An 18,025-nucleotide genomic window follows, 5' to 3' on the forward strand; every position below is an offset into this window, starting at 1 on the left:
TAATAAATATAAACTTGGGTTAGCCTTTGACTGAACCGAGCATGACGCCTTTGGCGAAATGCTTCTGTAGGAACGGATACACCGCCAAAATAGGAACCGTCGCAATAACCACCGCCGCCATCTTAAGCGTCTGGGTCGGCAGTTGATTCTCGGACATCATTTCAACCGCTGCTGCTCCGCCTGTCGTTGTATCCGATTCAATTAACATGTTCCTCAGTACAACTTGTAAAGGCACTTTTGCAAAATCATTGATATACAAAATAGCATTGAAGAACGTGTTCCAGTACGCCACTGCGTAGAACAAACCGAAAGCAGCTAAAGCTGGAGCCGATAGGGGAAGCACAACACGGAAAAATGTACCCAGGTCCGTGCAGCCATCAATCATGGCCGCATCCTCCAGCTCTACCGGAATGCTGTCAAAAAAGCTTTTCATCAGAATGACATTCCATCCGCTAACCAACACCGGAATAATAAGTGACCAAATGCTGTTGATTAAGCCAAAATCACGGACCACAATATAGTTCGGTATAATGCCCGGATTGAACAAGATCGTCAATAAAACCATCATCATCATGATTTTTCTGCCTCTTAGCCTTTTCCGAGACATCCCGAACGCCATTGCTGCTGAAAAGATTAAACTTAAACCGGTTCCGACAGTGGCAAGAAAGGTGCTGTTCAACATCGCGATTTTAAATGCATCGGTATTCAACAAATATTTGTAAGATACCAGCGACCAGTGCTGGGGAAACAAAACAAAACCATTTTTCATCAAGTATTCGTGAGGTTCGGTGAAAGAAATGACGAAAACATAATACAGCGGGAACAATGTGACGAGTCCAATGACAACTAGCAAGATCGTATTAAAGCCGTTAAACAGCCGTCCTGCGAGACTTACTTTCATTAATAGACACCTTCCTCACCAATCCGTTTGGCCATCTTGTTGGCCAAGACAACGAGCACAAGACCTACCACTGATTTGAACAAACCAACGGCCGTGCTGTAACTGAATTGCCCACTCTGGATGCCATTGCGGTATACATACGTCTCAAAAACATCCGCATACTTGGCGACAGCGCCATTATTCATCAGGAAGACTTGCTCGAAGCCTACGTCCATAATATGTCCGAGTCTCAAGATGAGCAGAACCAGGATGACGCTTCGGATTCCCGGGAGTGTTACATGCCAGGCTTGCAGCCATCTGTTGGCACCATCTATTTTGGCAGCTTCGTATAGCTGCGTGTCTACACCTGTAATCGCCGCCAAAATGATAATGGTTCCCCAGCCGGTTTCTTTCCAAATATTTTGTGCAACGAGCATTCCCCAGAATGTATCTGTATTTGTCAGAAAATCATATTTGTGAAAGCCCAAGGATTCGATCATCAGGTTTATGATGCCGTTCGATTGAGACAGGAGCAGGAATGAGATTCCTACAATAATGACCCATGACAGGAAATGTGGGAGGTAGACAATCGATTGAATGATTCTTTTGAAAAATTGATTGTTCACCTCGTTCAACAGCAAGGACAGCACAATAGGAAGCGGAAAGAAAAATAACAGATTTAATAAACTAATGACCATTGTATTGCGAAAAAGAAGATAGAAATCAGGATTGGAGAAAAAACGTATAAAATGCTCCAATCCTACCCACTCGCTCTTCCAAACTCCCGCATAAGGCGAGTAATCCTGAAAAGCAATAAGGATGCCCCACATGGGAAGATATTTGAAAATAAGAAAGAAAAGTACACCCGGTAAAACCAACAAATAAAGGTATCGATCTCGTTTAATATCTAAAATAAAAGGCCTGGATTTTTTGGGAGTATCCACACTAACGGAAGTTTTCAAAGATGAGGACTGTGTGGTCATATTAAATGCACAATGCGCTGCTCTTCAGCGGATACATAGGCAGCATCGAGAAGGGAAACCGTTTTCAAATTATCTTGAGAACTGTTCGGTGCTTCCACGCCTGTTTCAATGGAGGTAAACAAATGGTTTATCCCTTCGAAAGTGGCCGTTTCTCTGGAAACATTGTTTTCCCATGTTTGCTCAGGTGTTTTTTCACGCGGGCGATACAAATGAATTTTTCCGTCAACGGCAATGATCGTCCCTTTTTCACCAATAACGATCATTTCCGTTCTGCCTATGGCACTAGAGAAACTTTGAATGTAAGTCACGACCGCGTCGTTCTCGAACACAACTTGCACAGTGCCATCGGTTTCCCCGACACATTGGATTGCAGAAGAAGAACGGTTCTGAGCAACAACGGACTTGGCTTCAGAGCCAAGAATTAACCGGAATCCGTCAAACCAGTGAATTCCCATAACCGATAATGCGTGGCGGCTTTCTTCTAACCTCCAACCTGCATCCTGTCTAAACATGAGATTTGTAAACAAGATGGACGTTACTTTCCCAATCCGATCCTCGGCAACAATCCCCTTTACCAGTTCAAAAGGAAAATGGCGCCGGAAATTTTGGTTAATCGAGATGGGTACGCCATGCTGCTTCGCCTTTTCTGTAATCTCTTTTGCTTCAGCCAATGTATCTGAAAAAGGTTTTTCACAGAAGATTGGAATTCCTGCTTCAATAATCGGGAATAGGATTTCTTTGCGGATAGAAGTAGGTGTACACACGACAACAGCATCAACACCACTATTCTGGATAAAATCGTTCAACTCCGTAAATCGCTGAGCAACACCATATTTATCAGCTTTGGCATGTAACGCCTCGGGATTCGGATCACAAAGTGCCGTTACCTCGATTCGTTCCGGATGATCTTTATACCCCACGAAATGCAATTCAGTTACTCCACCAGCACCAACAATACCAACTTTGTACTTTTTCATTACGTTCCAGCCTCCTGATTTGGTTTTGAACAGCAATCCATGACTAACCCTTCTAACCACTTCATGTGAAGAAACAACGCTGCCTGTAAGTTAAATGATTTTACTTTAAGTCACCTAAATTGTATTATATTCAACTTAGTTGAATAAGCTCAGTATACCTCACCCTGCCAATTAATGCAATCGCTTTCTTTTCAAAATTTTAAAATTTAGGGCAGAAAAAAAGACCACATACTCTAAGGTAGAATACATAGTCCGTTATCTCTTGTTTTATAGGAAAACCTGGCTTCTCATCAAACTGACATTCAGAAAATGTCTAAGTATCGCTTACCTTCGATTGCGTAAACACAGCCACATATTTCACTTCGTCTGTAATTGCCATTAAGGAATGTTTCTCAATAGAATCGAAGTAAAGACTATCCCCCGGCTTCAATGTATACTCCACACTGCCCACTTTGTACTTCATTTCGCCTTCCAAAATGTATATAAACTCTTCACCATTGTGGCTGTATTCATTTTTGCTATCATTATCTTCCTTCCGGGATATGAACAGAAAAGGCTGCATCAGCTTTTCTCCGCGTTCAACAGCAAAAGTAAAAAATGAATACCCTTTATCCGTTTTGGTCATTCTTGCTTCGCATGTTTCCTTTTTCGTATAAATCGTTCCCGCTTGCTCCTGGTCGTCCAGTAGAATGGACACTTTAGTACCTAACGCATCAGCAATTTTCACTAACGTTGAGATGGGCGGGATGGTTTTCCCGTTCTCTATTTTGGATAATAAACTTTTGGAGAACCCGCAAACATTGGCAATATCCATCAAGTTTCGGTTTTGTTCGGTCCTGAGCTTTTTGATTTTATTCCCTAAATCCATCATATGGTTGTCCCCTATTTTCATGTCATTCAACTAAGTTTATTCTAACGAAACTTGTCTACTGAGTCAAGCCTAGGGTCTTTCTCCATTCTCCAGTTCAGCTATGCGAACTAAAAAACCGGTAACCTGCTCGTAGGCAAGTTACCGGTTTATATGGATTAAGCAAGGATACATCTTCCTCGCCTTTTTCAACGATGCTGAAGCTCAATGTGAACCCTATCTATTTCCTCACCAGTTTCACTGACAAATGGAGTAGAACTCATTTTCCAATGGTTCGGTACAAGAAATCTAAACAGGTGGAATTGCTCAGGGCTAAGGTTCAAATTTAGAAAGGAAGACTCTACAATATCGTAGTCTGCACCTTCTAATTTATTAAATTTGATGGCAAGTAAGTTTTTGATACCGCCGAACGTTATAAAGCTGAATTGGTATCCATCGTTAATTGCCGATAGTAAGGTTTCCAAATGCTCGTCTCGGTAAGTCACGAATCCTTTCCAATCGACGTCTGAACGGACTAATTCCTTCAGCTCCGCTTCCTTATACCTAACTACAATCTCTGTTATTTCCGTTTTCGAATAGCCCTTTGCGCGTATCATTTCCAGTCGCAGCGCATAAGGTTGCGGAAGTTTAACGACCGACATGTATCCCCCTCATTTCTCATGCTGGAATTAGATCATTTAAACGAGATGGCAAGCAACAAAATGCTTTCCCCCCACGTCTCTGAAAGCAGGCACTTGTTCCTTACAAACAGCAGTTGCAAAAGGGCATCTTGTATGGAATTTGCAACCTGAGGGCGGATTCGCCGGGTTTGGAATATCACCCTTTAATAGGATTCTCTCCCGCTTCAGTTTAGGAATCGGGATGGGAACAGCGGACAGCAACGCTTTGGTATAAGGATGCAGCGGATTACGGAACAATTCGTCGCGTGAAGCTGTCTCCACCATGGAGCCAAGATACATAACGCCGATTCGGTTGCAAAGATGCTCGACTACACTTAAATCATGAGAAATGAATAGATAAGATAACTCCCGTTCCTCCTGCAGCTTGCGAAACAAATTAATGATCTGTGCTTGAATCGATACGTCTAAGGCTGAAACGGGTTCATCGGCTATGATCAGCTCTGGTTTCAGCACAAGCGCACGAGCAATGCCGATCCGCTGACGCTGCCCTCCGGAGAACTCATGCGGAAAGCGATCCACATGGTAGCTCGATAGACCGCAGGATTCCAGCACTTCGAGCACGTGATCCCTAATCTCTTCCTTCGGAACGAGACCATGATCAAGCAGTGCTTCTCCAATTGCATCGCCAACCCTGACACGAGGATTCAATGAGCTGTACGGGTCTTGAAAGATCAGTTGCATCTTGGGGCGCAGTTGCCGCAGTTCTTCGCTTGGCAGCTTATACAGATCAATACCCTTGAACCTCACTTCCCCAGCCGTCTTCTCTGTCAGACGAAGAATGGTACGTCCAACCGTGCTTTTCCCACTGCCTGACTCACCGACTAGACCGAACGTTTCTCCCGCTTGAATATTTAAACTGATGCCATCAACTGCTTTCACATGTCCGACAGTTCGGTTCAATAATCCAGATTTGATTGGAAAGTATTTTTTCAAATCATGTACGCTTAACAATGGCTCAGCCAACGTTCATCGCCTCCTCATACAACCAGCAGGCGGCTTTTTGCCCTTTTGCCACTTCTTTTAAAGGAGGAGATTGGGTCCGGCAGATGTCCATGCAATGCTCACACCTGTCGTGAAAATAACACGACTCTCTCAGCTCCAGCGGATTAGGCACCTGACCGGGAATGGAGTACAGTTCGTCCTGCCGTTGATTAATAATTGGCTTCGACTTTAAAAGCCCTCGTGTGTACGGATGCTGCGGATTTTGAAACAGCTCGACAACCTCGCCTTCTTCCACGACTTTGCCAGCATACATAACAACGACGTAATCCGCCATCTCCGCAACAACACCCAGATCATGCGTAATGAGTAAAATAGACATATGCGTGTCTTCTTTGAAAAGCCTGAGCAAGTCCAGGATTTGCGCTTGGATGGTTACATCAAGCGCAGTTGTTGGCTCATCGGCGATAAGCAATTTGGGACCGCAGGAAATAGCAATCGCAATCATGATACGCTGCAGCATCCCGCCGCTTAGCTCGTGCGGATAGCTGCCGAATATCTGCTCAGCCCGAGAGATGCCGACCTTGTCGATCAGCTCTATCGTTCTCTGTTTAGCTTGCTTCTTGCTTAGCTTCAGATGTTCAATAAGAGGCTCCATTAGTTGTTGACCAATGGTCAACACCGGATTAAGTGAGGTCATTGGTTCTTGAAAAATCATGGCGATTTCTTTGCCTCGGATCGCGCGAAGCTGACTTTTGTTAAAACTCAGCATATCCTCGCCTTGGAAACTGATCCTACCGCCCGTTACCTTGCCCGCCGGTCCTTCTATTAACCCCATGACCGACAGCGCGGTAATGCTTTTCCCACTTCCGGATTCTCCGACAATACAAACGGTTTCTCCTTGCCTTACATGCAGGCTCACATCGTCAACCGCTTTGACGACACCACCTTCTGTCTGAAAATAAGTGCGTAGGTGTTCAATCTCAAGCAGATCTCTCATCGGATGTCAGTCACCTACCTTTTCTGTTTCGGATCCAGCACATCACGCAAACCGTCACCGAATATGTTAATTGCTATAACTGTTATAAAAATCGAGAAACCTGGCGGAATCCATAACCATGGCCGCTCTTGAAAATCGATCAAGTTGTTCGCTGCGTCAATCATATTGCCCCAGGTTGGCGTTGGCGGCATGACCCCAAGTCCGAAGAAACTAAGCACCGATTCGCTTAGTATCGCTCCACCGATGTTCAGCGTTGCGATAACGATGAGCAGTGGAATTAAATTAGGCAGCAGATGATGAAACAATTTGCGGCGATCACGCAAACCAAGAACGACCGTCGCCTGCATGAATTCCCTTTCCCGAAGACTGAGCATTTGCCCACGAATCATGCGGGCAAGGCTCGGCCAGCCGACAATGCTAAGCATTAGCATAACAATATACATGCGGCTGCCCGTAGGCACCTTCCACTCCGAAAGCAGCGCTCCAAAAATAAATAACAAGGGTAAATGGGGAATGGTTAACAGCAAATCGGAAATGCGCATAATGATTTGATCTGCTATCCCTCTGTAGTAACCCGCTATCGTTCCAAGCAGCGTACCGATTGCTACGGATAGGACCATAGACGCTAGTCCCACCGTTAACGAAATGCGTCCAGCTTGCAGCACTCGAGTCAAAACATCACGACCTAGCCCGTCGGTTCCAAGCCAATGCTTCATGCTCGGGGCTTTATTCATCATCGCCATATTAATCTTGCCATTCGTATAAGGAGAGAATAGAGGCCCTGCAAAACAAGCCAAGAACATAATCACAACTACAATTAATCCGAAGACAGCTAATTTATTTCTTAATAAACGCTTGAAAGACTGTTTCCATAATGATGTGGGCATAACGATGCTCCTCCTCTACAACCGGACTCGCGGATCGGCGATGTGGTATAGAATATCCGATATCAGTGTCCCGATGACGGTGAGAACAGCGATGAACATCGTGAAGCCCATAAGAAGCGGATAGTCTCGCAACGAAAAGGATTGAATATAAAGCTGTCCAATACCCGGCCAGTTGAATATTTTTTCCGTAATTAGCGAGCCACCGAACAAAGCCGGCAATTCAAAGCCGACGAGTGTGATAGCCGGAAGCAGCGCGTTGCGAAGTGCATGAGTAAACAGGACTTTCCCTTCTTTCAATCCTTTTGCCCGTGCCGTTCGGATATAGTCTTGCTTAATGACTTCTATCATATTGCTGCGGAAATAACGGGTCAGTGAACCTAGACCTAGCAGCGTCAAGACAATTACCGGCAATAGCATATGATGAAGGACTTCTGTGAGGTAAGCAAAACCGGTCGCATTGCTCCCCGTCGTTAACATGCCTCCAGGCGGCAGCCATTTTAGATCTACTGCCAATATTTTAATTAAATACAGCCCGATAAAAAACGATGGAATCGACATAGCTGCAAAGATCGCAATCATCACCAGCGTATCAAACCAGGAGTACTGTTTATAAGCGGCAACAACACCGATAATGACTGCAATAAACCATGTCAGGAATGTAGAGACGATAGCTAACAAGAATGAATTCCATATATAATCATTGAAAAGTTTGAGAACCGGCTTCTGCTGTGCCAGTGAGAATCCAAAGTCGCCATGGAATGCATTCTTCATCCATAAGCCGTAACGCTCCAGCAGAGGCTTGTTCAATCCATAAATTTCCCGCAGCTCGGCTTTCCGTTCTGGCGATAATTTGATATTACCGCTTATGAAATCCCCCGGGGTCAGGGCATACAAGCTAAAAATCAGAAAGGATGCAGCGATCAGAATGACGAGCATGTAAACAAATCTCTTCGTTAAATAAGTGCTCATGGTTGTTTACTCAATGACCAGTTCGGTAAGCTCGTGGAAAGTCCATTAAATGGACTTACAGACAGATTCTCGATTCTTCCGTTATAGCCATAGACAGTTTTCTTGTAGTTCGTGAAGATGACCGGCAACTCGTCATTCATCAGTTGATAAATTTCTTTGTACACTTTCTTACGCTCTTCGATATCAATAGTGGCCAAGCCTTTATCGTATAATTCTTTGAATTTTGGATTATTATAACCTTTAATTTCTCCATCTACGAATGGTTGTAAACCGTCGGATGGATCGGTAATCAACGAAGTAGAGAAACTAACCATATCGTAATCCCCGCCTTCTACTTTGGAAACAAGTGCGTTGAAATCGGCAAATACCTCCGGCTGGAACTTGACGCCAAGCGCTTTAAAGGATTCCGTCGTTACAGCAATAAAGTTGTCAGTCTGCGCACTTTTGGAACCGAGGAAATGAATGGACAATTGTTTGCCGTCCTTCTCGCGAATTCCGTCTGCACCAGGCTTCCAGCCCGCTTCGTCGAGCAATTGCTTCGCTTTTTCAATATCGAATTTATATGGGTTAATCCCCTCTTCTGTGTAGGACCATGAAATCGGCGATGATGGGATATTGGCAATTTGGCCTGCGCCCTGATTGGCATCGACATAAATACTTTGGCGATCGATCCCGTAGGCAAACGCTTGTCTGACCTTTTTGTCCTTGAGCTGATCATGCTCCAAATTCACTTGGATGTAGCCATATGTGCTTGGAGTATAAGGAATAATGTTGACAAAGCCCATTTTTTTCAGCTTATCCACGTTTTCCTTTGTTGCGCTGAAAGAAGCGTAGTCCACTTCACCGGTTTCAAGGAACTGCCAAGCGTCGCCTTGCGATGTTTTATAAATAAAATGTTCCGTTTTCGGCTTGCCGCCATAATAATTCTCGTTCGCCACGAAGCGCACTTCCTGCCCTGGCATGAATTTCTCTAGCTTGTACGGACCATTGCCTACTGGCTTTTCGTGAAGCTTCTTAATATAATCCAGCTGACCGAAGTGATAATCCTTGCCATAGTAAGCCTTAGATAGGACATCGGAGCCGAGCGTCAAAAGCGCTGTGGCATTCGGTTGTTCTAAAGTCACAGAGATCGTTTGGGGATCAATAACTTTAATTCCCTCTATGTTATTGGCTTTCCCTTCTTTATATTCTTTGCCGCCTTTCACGTGCAAGACATCAACTTGCATATCACCATCATAGGCTTTATCGTGCAGAATGGTCCAAGTAAATGCAACATCATCTGCGGTTAGCGAAGTACCGTCGCTGAATTTCAAGTCTTTGCGAAGATGAAACGTGTAAGTCAAGTTATCGGGGGAAACATCCCATTTTTCCGCTAGTCCAGGCGTAGGAACACCTTTGTTGTCAACTGTAACTAGTGGCGTGTATAGCAAAGATGAAACATTCCCGTCATATCCGCTTTGATGGAAATATGGCGTAAATGCACCGCTTGGATCTGTCAGGCCGACGATAATCGTATCCGTACGCTGTTTGGCGCTGCTAGGCAATTTGGACAAATCCGATGCTTTGACCTCAGCCAGCGAACTTGCCGGTGTGGCGGTTTGGCTCGCGCCTGTCGCTGCAGGTGTGCTGCCGCCCTGAGTTGGCGTCGTAGTCTCTTGATTGTTCGAGCAAGCAGATAAAAGAAGTGAACCTACGGTTATTAAGGTAGATAAAACAATAAAGCTTTTTTTCATAATAAAACCCTCCTTAGATTAATTCCGACTAAAACGATATGAATAAGTTAATACTCATATTATAGAAACGAAATGCAGTTCTGTAAAGAGAGAACCAACAAATATTTCTCATAAAAAAGAAACGCAATTAGCTAAAAAAAATCATTTCCTCTTCGAAAGCCGAAGTGAAAATGATTTCTTTATGTTTTCTATACCTACTACTGGTTTTTGATATAAGAAGTTAGTTTGTTCTGTAAGTGCAGCAGAGCACCCTCTCTTAAACTGTACTCCGTTAATGTCTCGCCTTCGAAATGTGCGTAAATGAGCCCTGCACTTCGCAGCTTCGAGATGTGATCGTGCGTAATGCCTTTGGATAATTGAAGATGACGGACAATTTCAATAAAACTTCGCGGCCCCTGATGCAAATATCTTAAAATTTTCAAACGGCTCATCTCCGCCAAGCTTCGAATAATTCGATATTCATGAGGGGGTAAATCCTCCTCGTCATTGAAATAGATTCTTGCCGCATAATTGCAGATCGTTAATTGGCGAAACGAAGAAACGACATTAATAGGCTGAAAATGGTATTGGGGAATTAACAGTAATTTTTCCAACCCTTTCATTGGCTTAAAGCATAACCCATTCGTTGTTTCATCGACAAAAGCATTAGAATCCATTGTTGGCTGTAAGGCTTTACGATTTTCAGCTTCATTTTGAAGCCTCTGTATGATTACGGGGTCAATATGCTGAAAATATAGCTCATTCCACTCTGAAAAAAGGGATAGCGTCCTAGATTTAAAAGCAGCCATATTGTCCGGAAATTGACTGCTATACTCTGACATCAACTCATATAAGTCACCAGCGCTCAATCCCTCCAGCCAAGAAAGAAATTGATTGACGTGCTGTTTTTCCGGGCATAAGTAAACAAGAAGATACGTCAATTTCCAATTCGAATCGACCTCCGTTTGATCCAACAGCGAGGCGAATTCGGGCGTTAAGCGCTTGCGAGTTTCCTTTGCCCAAGCTGATGTTAAATCAATCTTCTTATATGATTTACGACAAATATAGGTATGTAGACTGTTGATGAGCTCGTGTAATGGTTCAAATGTTGTATCTATTTTGTAATCCACCGTCGTACACCCCTATTTTCTATTTTAAATTCTATTATAGCTACAAGTTCGAATAGTTGAAAACAAAACTTAACATCTTTCTAGCGTTTAGATGCAAAAAAGGTACTTACTCTCCAAGCGAACAGGAGAAAATGCACCTTTTTCTTTGTAGCCTTGATAGTATCTGTTACTTTTTCAAAAAATAGGGATTTCGGTAGATATTCATTCCTTCAAATTGGATTCTTTTGAATCAATCACATACCAAAATTCAGAATTGATAATAGATTGAATCGACGGTCCATGATCCTCATCAAATAACGCCTCAACATGGTATACAAGCACTGGTTTTGTCTTCAAGTCGGATTTTTGCTTTTTGAGAAACTTAACGGAATCCAGTAATATTCCCATTGTTATTCCACCCTTCGTTTGAATGAAAAAAAGCATGGATTCAGCATCCATGCTTCCGGTTTTCCGGTCAGAATCAGGTATATAGATAGACTAAGAATTACTAACTCAACTTAACTGTAAAGCTTTCTCGATCGCTCCAGTTGCACCAAAACCATCATGGTAATCAATCTTTTTGCCCATTTTTTCTGCGAGCTCTCTCACCGCCCACATCGAAGTATGTTTGATTGCGCCTTTTAAAATAATAATAACATCCGCCTGATGAATGATTCGTTTGAAATGATTCTCAACGGAGCCTCCACCCGTTTTACCCGTATGGTGCTCAACAATCAGACCTCGCTTCTCACCCATTTTTTTGAACGTATTCGTTTGACTTCCGCCAATAATCGCAACCGTCTTCATGTTCGACTCCTCCATTCAATTCGAATCTTCGTTTCACGATTCAACCAACTGTTATAAATATCCTAACCGATTATACAATAATGTCAATAGGTTTACTCGGAATTATTTTTAAAAAGAGAAAGCCTGACTCCTTAAGAAGTCAGGACTTTAAACTAATTGATAGAAGCCTCTTCGCTGCGATCGGTTGCGATCGGAGGATCAATCGACAATGCCGTAACTTCTTTACGCCATTCATTCGTGAAATCCAGATCCACCGCAGCTAGTGAGGGCTCTAACTGTTCCACACTGCGCGCACCAATAATCGGCGACGTAATCGCCGGGTTGCTAAGCACCCAAGCAACCGCTAATGTAGCTGGATGAATCCCCTTCTCACGCGAATGAGCTGCGAATCTATCTGCAATATCGTAGTAGGCCTCGTCACCATAACGCTTCGTATAGTTGCCCTGATCCACCAGCCTGCCGGTTGCGGGCTTCTTGCCATGTCCATACTTGCCTGTCAACAGTCCCCCGCCAAGCGGGCTATAACTGATGACGCCAAGTTTCTCGGATTCTGCCAGCGGCAGGATCTCGACTTCTGCTTGTCGTTTCACGAGATTATACATCGGCTGAATCAGCTCAAAACTTGCCAAGCCTTCTTTGGCGGAAATGCCAAGCGCCTTGGCAATTTGCCAAGCAGCCCAGTTGCTGACGGCGGGATACAAGATTTTCCCTTGCTTCCGCAAGTCATCCAGAGCACGTACAGTTTCCTCAATGGAGGTCAGGGAATCAAAGCGATGAATGAAATAAAATTCAATGCGATCTGTTCGAAGCCGTTTCAAGCTTTGCTCTATGGATAAAAACAAATGCCTGCGCGAGGCTCCGCGTGCGTTAGGATCAGAGCCAAACGGGAAACCAGCCTTAGACGTAAGGACCAGTTCGTCTCGTTTATCCACAATCAGTTCCCCTAATATTTCTTCAGCCGCTCCGCTGCTGTAAACGTCGGCGGTATCAAAGAAATTAATGCCTTTGTCCAAACAGCGATAAAATAATTGTTTGGATGTTTCTTTGTCGGCGTTGCCGCCAAAAGACATCGTTCCGAAGCAGAGCTCCGAAACTTGTATACCCGTTTTTCCAACTGTCTTGTACTTCATGTGATCTTCTTGCCCTCCTTGGCTTTATCTCGTATATTCAAAGTTTCTCCTGTACTGCGCCGCAGGATGGCTAGCCGGGAGCAGGCGTTTCCCCGATCCAAACAGCTTCTCCCTCAACGTTCCCGCTTCGTAGTCTAGCTGATATACGCCACGACGCTGCAGTTCTGGTACGACCTGATCAACAAACTCACGCAGACTCCCCGGAGTAATCAGATGCGCAAGATTAAACCCGTCCAGACCGGTCTCCTCTACTTGTTCCTGCATGTAGTCGGCGATTTGCTCTGATGTACCCACGAGCAAGCGGCCCTGTCCCTTGTCAAGTGTCCCGATACGTTCCATGACTTCCTTCACGGTGAGGCGATTCTGGACTTGTTTAGTATACTGAGCCGCCCGGCTCTGGCCATGGTCGGTTGCCCGGTACTCCAGATAAGAATCAGGATCATAGGCTGATAAATCATATCCGCTCGAGCCGCCGAATTGTGCAAGCGCCGCCTCCCGACTCCACATGCCGGCGTATTCCCGCAGCTTAGCTTCGGCTTCCTCCTGCGTCTCTCCAACGATGACGTTCAAACCCGTAAACATTTTGATACTTTGCGGATCCCTGCCTAATTGCTCCGCTTTGTTTCTGATATCTTGAATGTTGGCTTTAAGCGATTCCTTCGAGTTGCCGCCGACAAAGACGCATTCCGCATGCTTAGCGGCAAACGCCCGACCTCTTTCCGAGCTCCCCGCCTGGTACAGAACAGGCGTACGCTGCAAGGAAGGTTCGCTTAAATGCGGTCCAGGCACACGAAAAAACCGGCCTTCATGATCAATGCGGTGAACCTTCGCCGGCTCTGCGTATACCCCACGGGCAATGTCACGCACCACGGCTTCGTCTTCCCAACTGCCTTCCCAAAGCTTATAGGCAACTTCCAAAAATTCATCCGCAACCTCGTACCGGTCGTCGTGCTTGATCATTTTATCCAGACCATGATTCAAAGCCGCGTTGGGCAAATAGGAGGTCACAACATTCCACGCGATTCGCCCGTTAGTCAGATGATCGAGTGTAGTGAACCGCCTGGCATGCGCATACGGATGTTCATAAGTAGTCGTCACCGTAACGGCGAAACTCAGATTCTCCGTGACACTCGCCATCGCAGGAACGATGAGTGCTGGATCGTTTAGCGGCACTTGAACGGCATCTCTAATAGCCGGATCCGCGCTCGCCTTATAGACGTCATAGATACCGACGACATCCGCAAGAAACAGCGCATCAAATTTGCCGCGTTCAAGCAGCCTGGCCATCTCTGCCCAGTATTCCAAATCCGTATAGTGATGCCTTTCATTATCTGGATGTTTCCATAAACCGTGTGAATTGTGCATCGCACTGTTCATATCAAATGCGTTCATGATGATTCGCTTGGCCATAGTCCCGTGTTTCCCTCCTTCCATTATTACCATTACATCTTGTATTCATGATAAACCCCGTTGAGAAACCACTTGCCGACATGATGCAGCTTCAACCGAGCCGGATCGTGCAGAGTATGAATGCGAACATTCCGCCAGTGGCGGTCGTAATTATGCTTGCGATCCATCGAGGAAGTACCTGCAACCTCAAAAAGCGCATTCGTGATCTCGATCGCTGTTTCCGTAACGAGCCATTTGGCCGAATCAACCGTCAATGCGGCCTTGCCGGCGGTTTCCGCATTCAGCTCCTTGCGCGCGTGGTCAATCGCATCGGCTGCCCGATCCAGCAAAGCTTCCGCCGCTTGCAAACGAATGCCTAGCTCGCCGAAGCGGCGAATCAGATCGGGTTCCTCGTTCGCTCGCGTTACGCCGCTGCCGAAAGCCGGGCGCGTGTAATCGCGTACGAACGCAGCTGCGTCCTCCAAGGCTGCTCGCGCAATACCGATATCAATGGCGGCGTGCATGATTTGCCCGAACGCAGAAAAGTATTGAGGACCTTCAAATATTTGAAAATGAGGCAGCAAGCAGCTCTCCGGTACTTTCACGTTTCTGAGCACAACGCTGCCGCTCGCTGTCGTCCGCTGGCCGATACCGGACCAGTCGTCGAGCACCGTTACCCCAGGCGCGTGTCTCGGGACAAAAGCGGTCATTCTTTGTTCATCTTCGTTCAGTGCCGTAACCGGAATCCAGTGCGAATAGAGTGCACCCGTCGTATAATATTTACTTCCGTTTAGTACGAAGCCTTCCTCGCCATCCAGTTTACGAACTATTGTCGTGATCTTTCTTGCCCCTTTGCTGCTGCTGCGTTCCGCTAAACCGTTACCAAACTGGGCGCCATTTAATACTTCCTGGAAAAAGAAGCTTTTCTGTTCCTTATTACCAATTAACTCTATCGTTTTTACGAAAAAATGGTGATTTTGTGGAATTTGCCCAATGGACCCGTCAGCGTGCGAAATGATCTTAAAGATGTCCACAAGCGTTTGAGTGGATACATCCGGACCTCCGTATTCCTTCGGCACAACAAGCCCAAGCAAGCCTAATTCTGCCAAACGCCTTATCTCGTGCAAAGGAAGCTTTCGCCCGCGGTCCCGGTCCGAAGCGCCGGGGCGAATTTCCTCTGCAAACAATCGCGCTGCCGCCAGCGCTTCCTCGTCGCCCTGGAGCCGATGAGCCCTTGGGCGCTCATTGAAAAAAGAAAGCGGCAGATCGCGCTCAGCATATTGCGAGAGCGACTCCCTTTGGGGATGCTCGAGTTCCCCGCTATCAACCAGCAATTGCACGTTTTGAAGGATAGCCCGATCAAGCGATTCTTCCAGAGGAAAATCGCCTTGCAGACATCCGTGATCTTGCATCTCATTCTTGAGATTAACAAGTCTGCTCCATTTATCGTCCGAAACGTTAACTCCTAATTGCTTATGCAGGTGATCAGAAAAAATGAAAGGTATGGCATTCTCGGATATTCCCAGCTGTTTAGCTGCAAGCCGATGCGCTTCCGTGGGATGATTGATAGCCCAATCGGAAGCTAGGGATATATGGGCGAGCAAACGTTCAACCTCAACGGAATGCTCTTGAATCAGAATCGCCCCCGCCGAGACAGTCAGTACTGTCAGTACGGGAGTATGAAAGCTGAAGCCTTCCATTTCACGAAGGCCTAGAAGCCGTCGGGACTCTTCGGAGAGTGCCCAGTCGGCATACACGGCATCAACTTCATTGCTCAGCAGAGCGCGTAGCTCCCTCCTCCCAGGATGGATTCCGTCCGCAGCCTGTTCGCTTTGAAGTTCAATCCATTTCGGACGTGCTGCCGCAATTTCCGCTTTATGCAGTGCAGCGTCCACGAGCTTTGCCGCATTAAGTTTTCGAAGGCTGTCATCCGGGTTGATCCTCGCAGCGATCCCAAGCTTCGCACCCTTTAAATCGGCAGCTGTTCGTAACGGTGAATCCGAATGCACGAGAATGCCACTTCGCCGATCCTGCTGCTGAAGCCCGATAATGTGCAGCTCCTCTTTCAAGGCTAACCGCTGAAGAACAACCGACGCCGGCTCCATTCGGAGCTCCAATTCATCAGCTGTCCCCGCCTTAATTCGTAGCCTCCCGGATCCAGCATCCCGCAAGACCGGAATGCCTCTTCGCCGCAAATCGAATGGCAGTTCTCCCAATTCATAGGCGAGATCAATGGCATTCGGAATGTCCGTCGCTGGCAACGGTAGAGCATCTATTTTTATTGACATACTTATCCTCCTATCAGGTCAAAGTAGGCTGCTTACGGTAGGCGGCGCCGGGATGATCTTCAGGCAATCTGTTTACGCCAGCACCAAACAAACGTTCTCTTAGCGTCGATTCCTCATACTCTTCCCGAAACAAACCTCTACGCTGCAGTTCAGGAATCACGAGCTCCACAAAATCGCGCAATGTATCTGGGGAGATAATCTGCGTGACATTAAATCCGTCGATCCCCGTCTCCTCTATCCAAAATTGCATTTTGTCGGCTACCTCTTCCGGCGTCCCAACGACGAATAATCCCCGTCCACCAAGCGTCCCTAAGGTTTCCATGACTTCCCGCACTGTCTTCGGACGCGGGCTGTCCTTCGTAAATTGTGCTGCTGCTGTCTGCCCATGGTCCGTTTCCGTGTAGGCTAGCACGTCTCCCGGTTCGTAAGCGGACAAATCATAGCCGCTTCCTCCCCCATAATGAGCCAATACGCCTTCCAAATTGTACAGTTTTTGGAAGCTCTCAAACTTACTCCACGCTTCCTCTTGCGTTCGTCCTACAATAGCCAGCAAACCGGTCATCAGTTTGATATGATCCGGATCACGACCGAAGGCGACGGCCTGTGCGCGAATATCCGCTGCATATCGTTTCAGCGTTTGAACGTTCCCACCGCCAAGAAAGACGGCTTCCGCATGCTTCGCTGCAAATGCGCGTCCGCGTGCGGAACTGCCGGCTTGATAAATAACCGGCGTCCGCTGTATGGAAGGTTCGCTTAAGTGCGGTCCGGGAATTTTGAAATATTTCCCCTCATGATGTATGTGATGCACTTTATTCGGGTCCGTGTATACGCCATTTTCGACATCGCGAATAACGGCATCGTCTTCCCAACTGCTTTCCCAAAGCTTATAGGAAACGTCTAAATATTCTTCAGCAATTTCATAGCGGTCATCGTGTTTGATCATTTGATCCATCCCGAAGTTACGCGCAGCGCTCGGCAAGTATGAGGTCACCACGTTCCAAGCAATTCTGCCCTTCGTTAAGTGATCGAGTGTCGACATCCGCCTCGCATGGCTGAAGGGCTTCTCGTATGTCGTGGAAAAGGTGACAGCGAAGGCCAGATGTTTGGTAACAAGCGCCATAGGCGGCACAACAAGAAAGGGATCGTTGCAGGGAATTTGCACAGCTTCACGAATTGCCGTCTCTGGTCCTTGCTTGTAAACATCATATACCCCGACAACGTCAGCTAAAAATAAAGCGTCAAACTTCCCACGTTCCAGCAATTGCGCCAACTCCGTCCAATAACGGATATCTGTGTAGCGGTGCCGGTTGCTGTCGGGATGCCGCCATAAGCCGTGTGCGATATGGCCGACGCAGTTCATTTCAAAGGCATTGAGGTGGATTTTTTTGGGCATGTTGATTTCCCCCT

At 46.2% G+C, this 18,025-nt stretch carries 17 protein-coding genes; all 17 read right to left on the reverse strand.

Annotated features, from left to right (window positions below; genetic code table 11):
• Positions 1-19 precede the first annotated feature (19 nt).
• Positions 20-901, reverse strand: coding sequence for a carbohydrate ABC transporter permease (locus GON05_RS08975; protein WP_157318842.1), 882 nt, complete (start codon positions 899-901; stop codon positions 20-22).
• Positions 901-1,863 carry an ABC transporter permease gene (locus GON05_RS08980; RefSeq protein ID WP_157318843.1) on the reverse strand — a complete coding sequence of 321 codons (963 nt, stop codon included), beginning with the start codon at positions 1,861-1,863 and terminating at the stop codon, positions 901-903. The genes GON05_RS08975 and GON05_RS08980 overlap by 1 nt, the downstream gene beginning before the upstream one ends.
• The gene (locus tag GON05_RS08985; protein ID WP_157318844.1) at positions 1,860-2,840 is read right to left on the reverse strand and encodes a Gfo/Idh/MocA family protein; all 981 of its coding nucleotides are present in this window, start codon (positions 2,838-2,840) and stop codon (positions 1,860-1,862) included. The genes GON05_RS08980 and GON05_RS08985 overlap by 4 nt, the downstream gene beginning before the upstream one ends.
• 313 nt (positions 2,841-3,153) lie before the next feature.
• Positions 3,154-3,711, reverse strand: coding sequence for a helix-turn-helix domain-containing protein (locus tag GON05_RS08990; protein WP_246069118.1), 558 nt, complete (start codon positions 3,709-3,711; stop codon positions 3,154-3,156).
• A gap of 185 nt (positions 3,712-3,896) precedes the next feature.
• Positions 3,897-4,349 (reverse strand): hypothetical protein, encoded by a 453-nt coding sequence (locus GON05_RS08995; protein ID WP_157318845.1) that lies wholly within the window; start codon positions 4,347-4,349, stop codon positions 3,897-3,899.
• Between the two features lie 36 nt (positions 4,350-4,385).
• Positions 4,386-5,351: an ABC transporter ATP-binding protein gene (locus GON05_RS09000; protein ID WP_157318846.1), complete on the reverse strand. Its 966-nt coding sequence runs from the start codon at positions 5,349-5,351 to the stop codon at positions 4,386-4,388.
• Positions 5,344-6,327 carry an ABC transporter ATP-binding protein gene (locus GON05_RS09005; protein ID WP_157318847.1) on the reverse strand — a complete coding sequence of 328 codons (984 nt, stop codon included), beginning with the start codon at positions 6,325-6,327 and terminating at the stop codon, positions 5,344-5,346. Before GON05_RS09005 ends, GON05_RS09000 begins: the two co-directional genes overlap by 8 nt.
• Positions 6,328-6,341: 14 nt before the next feature.
• A complete protein-coding gene (gene opp4C, locus GON05_RS09010) occupies positions 6,342-7,214 on the reverse strand; it encodes an oligopeptide ABC transporter permease (RefSeq protein WP_127454858.1) in 873 nt (290 codons plus the stop codon).
• A gap of 15 nt (positions 7,215-7,229) precedes the next feature.
• On the reverse strand, positions 7,230-8,183 hold the full coding sequence (locus GON05_RS09015) for an ABC transporter permease (RefSeq protein WP_127454860.1): 954 nt from the start codon (positions 8,181-8,183) through the stop codon (positions 7,230-7,232).
• Positions 8,180-9,916: an ABC transporter substrate-binding protein gene (locus GON05_RS09020; protein WP_157318848.1), complete on the reverse strand. Its 1,737-nt coding sequence runs from the start codon at positions 9,914-9,916 to the stop codon at positions 8,180-8,182. Before GON05_RS09020 ends, GON05_RS09015 begins: the two co-directional genes overlap by 4 nt.
• Positions 9,917-10,113: 197 nt before the next feature.
• Complete coding sequence (locus GON05_RS09025) at positions 10,114-11,025, reverse strand: ArsR/SmtB family transcription factor (RefSeq protein WP_181646232.1); 912 nt, start codon at positions 11,023-11,025, stop codon at positions 10,114-10,116.
• A 201-nt stretch (positions 11,026-11,226) separates the two neighbouring features.
• On the reverse strand, positions 11,227-11,412 hold the full coding sequence (locus tag GON05_RS09030) for a hypothetical protein (RefSeq protein WP_157318849.1): 186 nt from the start codon (positions 11,410-11,412) through the stop codon (positions 11,227-11,229).
• 105 nt (positions 11,413-11,517) lie between these two features.
• The gene (locus GON05_RS09035) at positions 11,518-11,811 is read right to left on the reverse strand and encodes a DUF2325 domain-containing protein (RefSeq protein ID WP_127454868.1); all 294 of its coding nucleotides are present in this window, start codon (positions 11,809-11,811) and stop codon (positions 11,518-11,520) included.
• Positions 11,812-11,963: 152 nt separating this feature from the next.
• Positions 11,964-12,941, reverse strand: coding sequence for an aldo/keto reductase (locus tag GON05_RS09040; protein WP_157318850.1), 978 nt, complete (start codon positions 12,939-12,941; stop codon positions 11,964-11,966).
• A gap of 24 nt (positions 12,942-12,965) precedes the next feature.
• Positions 12,966-14,351: an LLM class flavin-dependent oxidoreductase gene (locus GON05_RS09045; protein ID WP_157318851.1), complete on the reverse strand. Its 1,386-nt coding sequence runs from the start codon at positions 14,349-14,351 to the stop codon at positions 12,966-12,968.
• 32 nt (positions 14,352-14,383) lie between these two features.
• Positions 14,384-16,618 carry an SfnB family sulfur acquisition oxidoreductase gene (locus tag GON05_RS39025; RefSeq protein WP_220138836.1) on the reverse strand — a complete coding sequence of 745 codons (2,235 nt, stop codon included), beginning with the start codon at positions 16,616-16,618 and terminating at the stop codon, positions 14,384-14,386.
• A 13-nt stretch (positions 16,619-16,631) separates the two neighbouring features.
• Positions 16,632-18,011 carry an LLM class flavin-dependent oxidoreductase gene (locus tag GON05_RS09055; protein WP_157318852.1) on the reverse strand — a complete coding sequence of 460 codons (1,380 nt, stop codon included), beginning with the start codon at positions 18,009-18,011 and terminating at the stop codon, positions 16,632-16,634.
• Positions 18,012-18,025 lie beyond the last annotated feature (14 nt).

This window comes from Paenibacillus anseongensis, from assembly GCF_009757995.1.
GTDB classification, from domain to species: Bacteria; Bacillota; Bacilli; order Paenibacillales; family NBRC-103111; genus Paenibacillus_E; species Paenibacillus_E chondroitinus.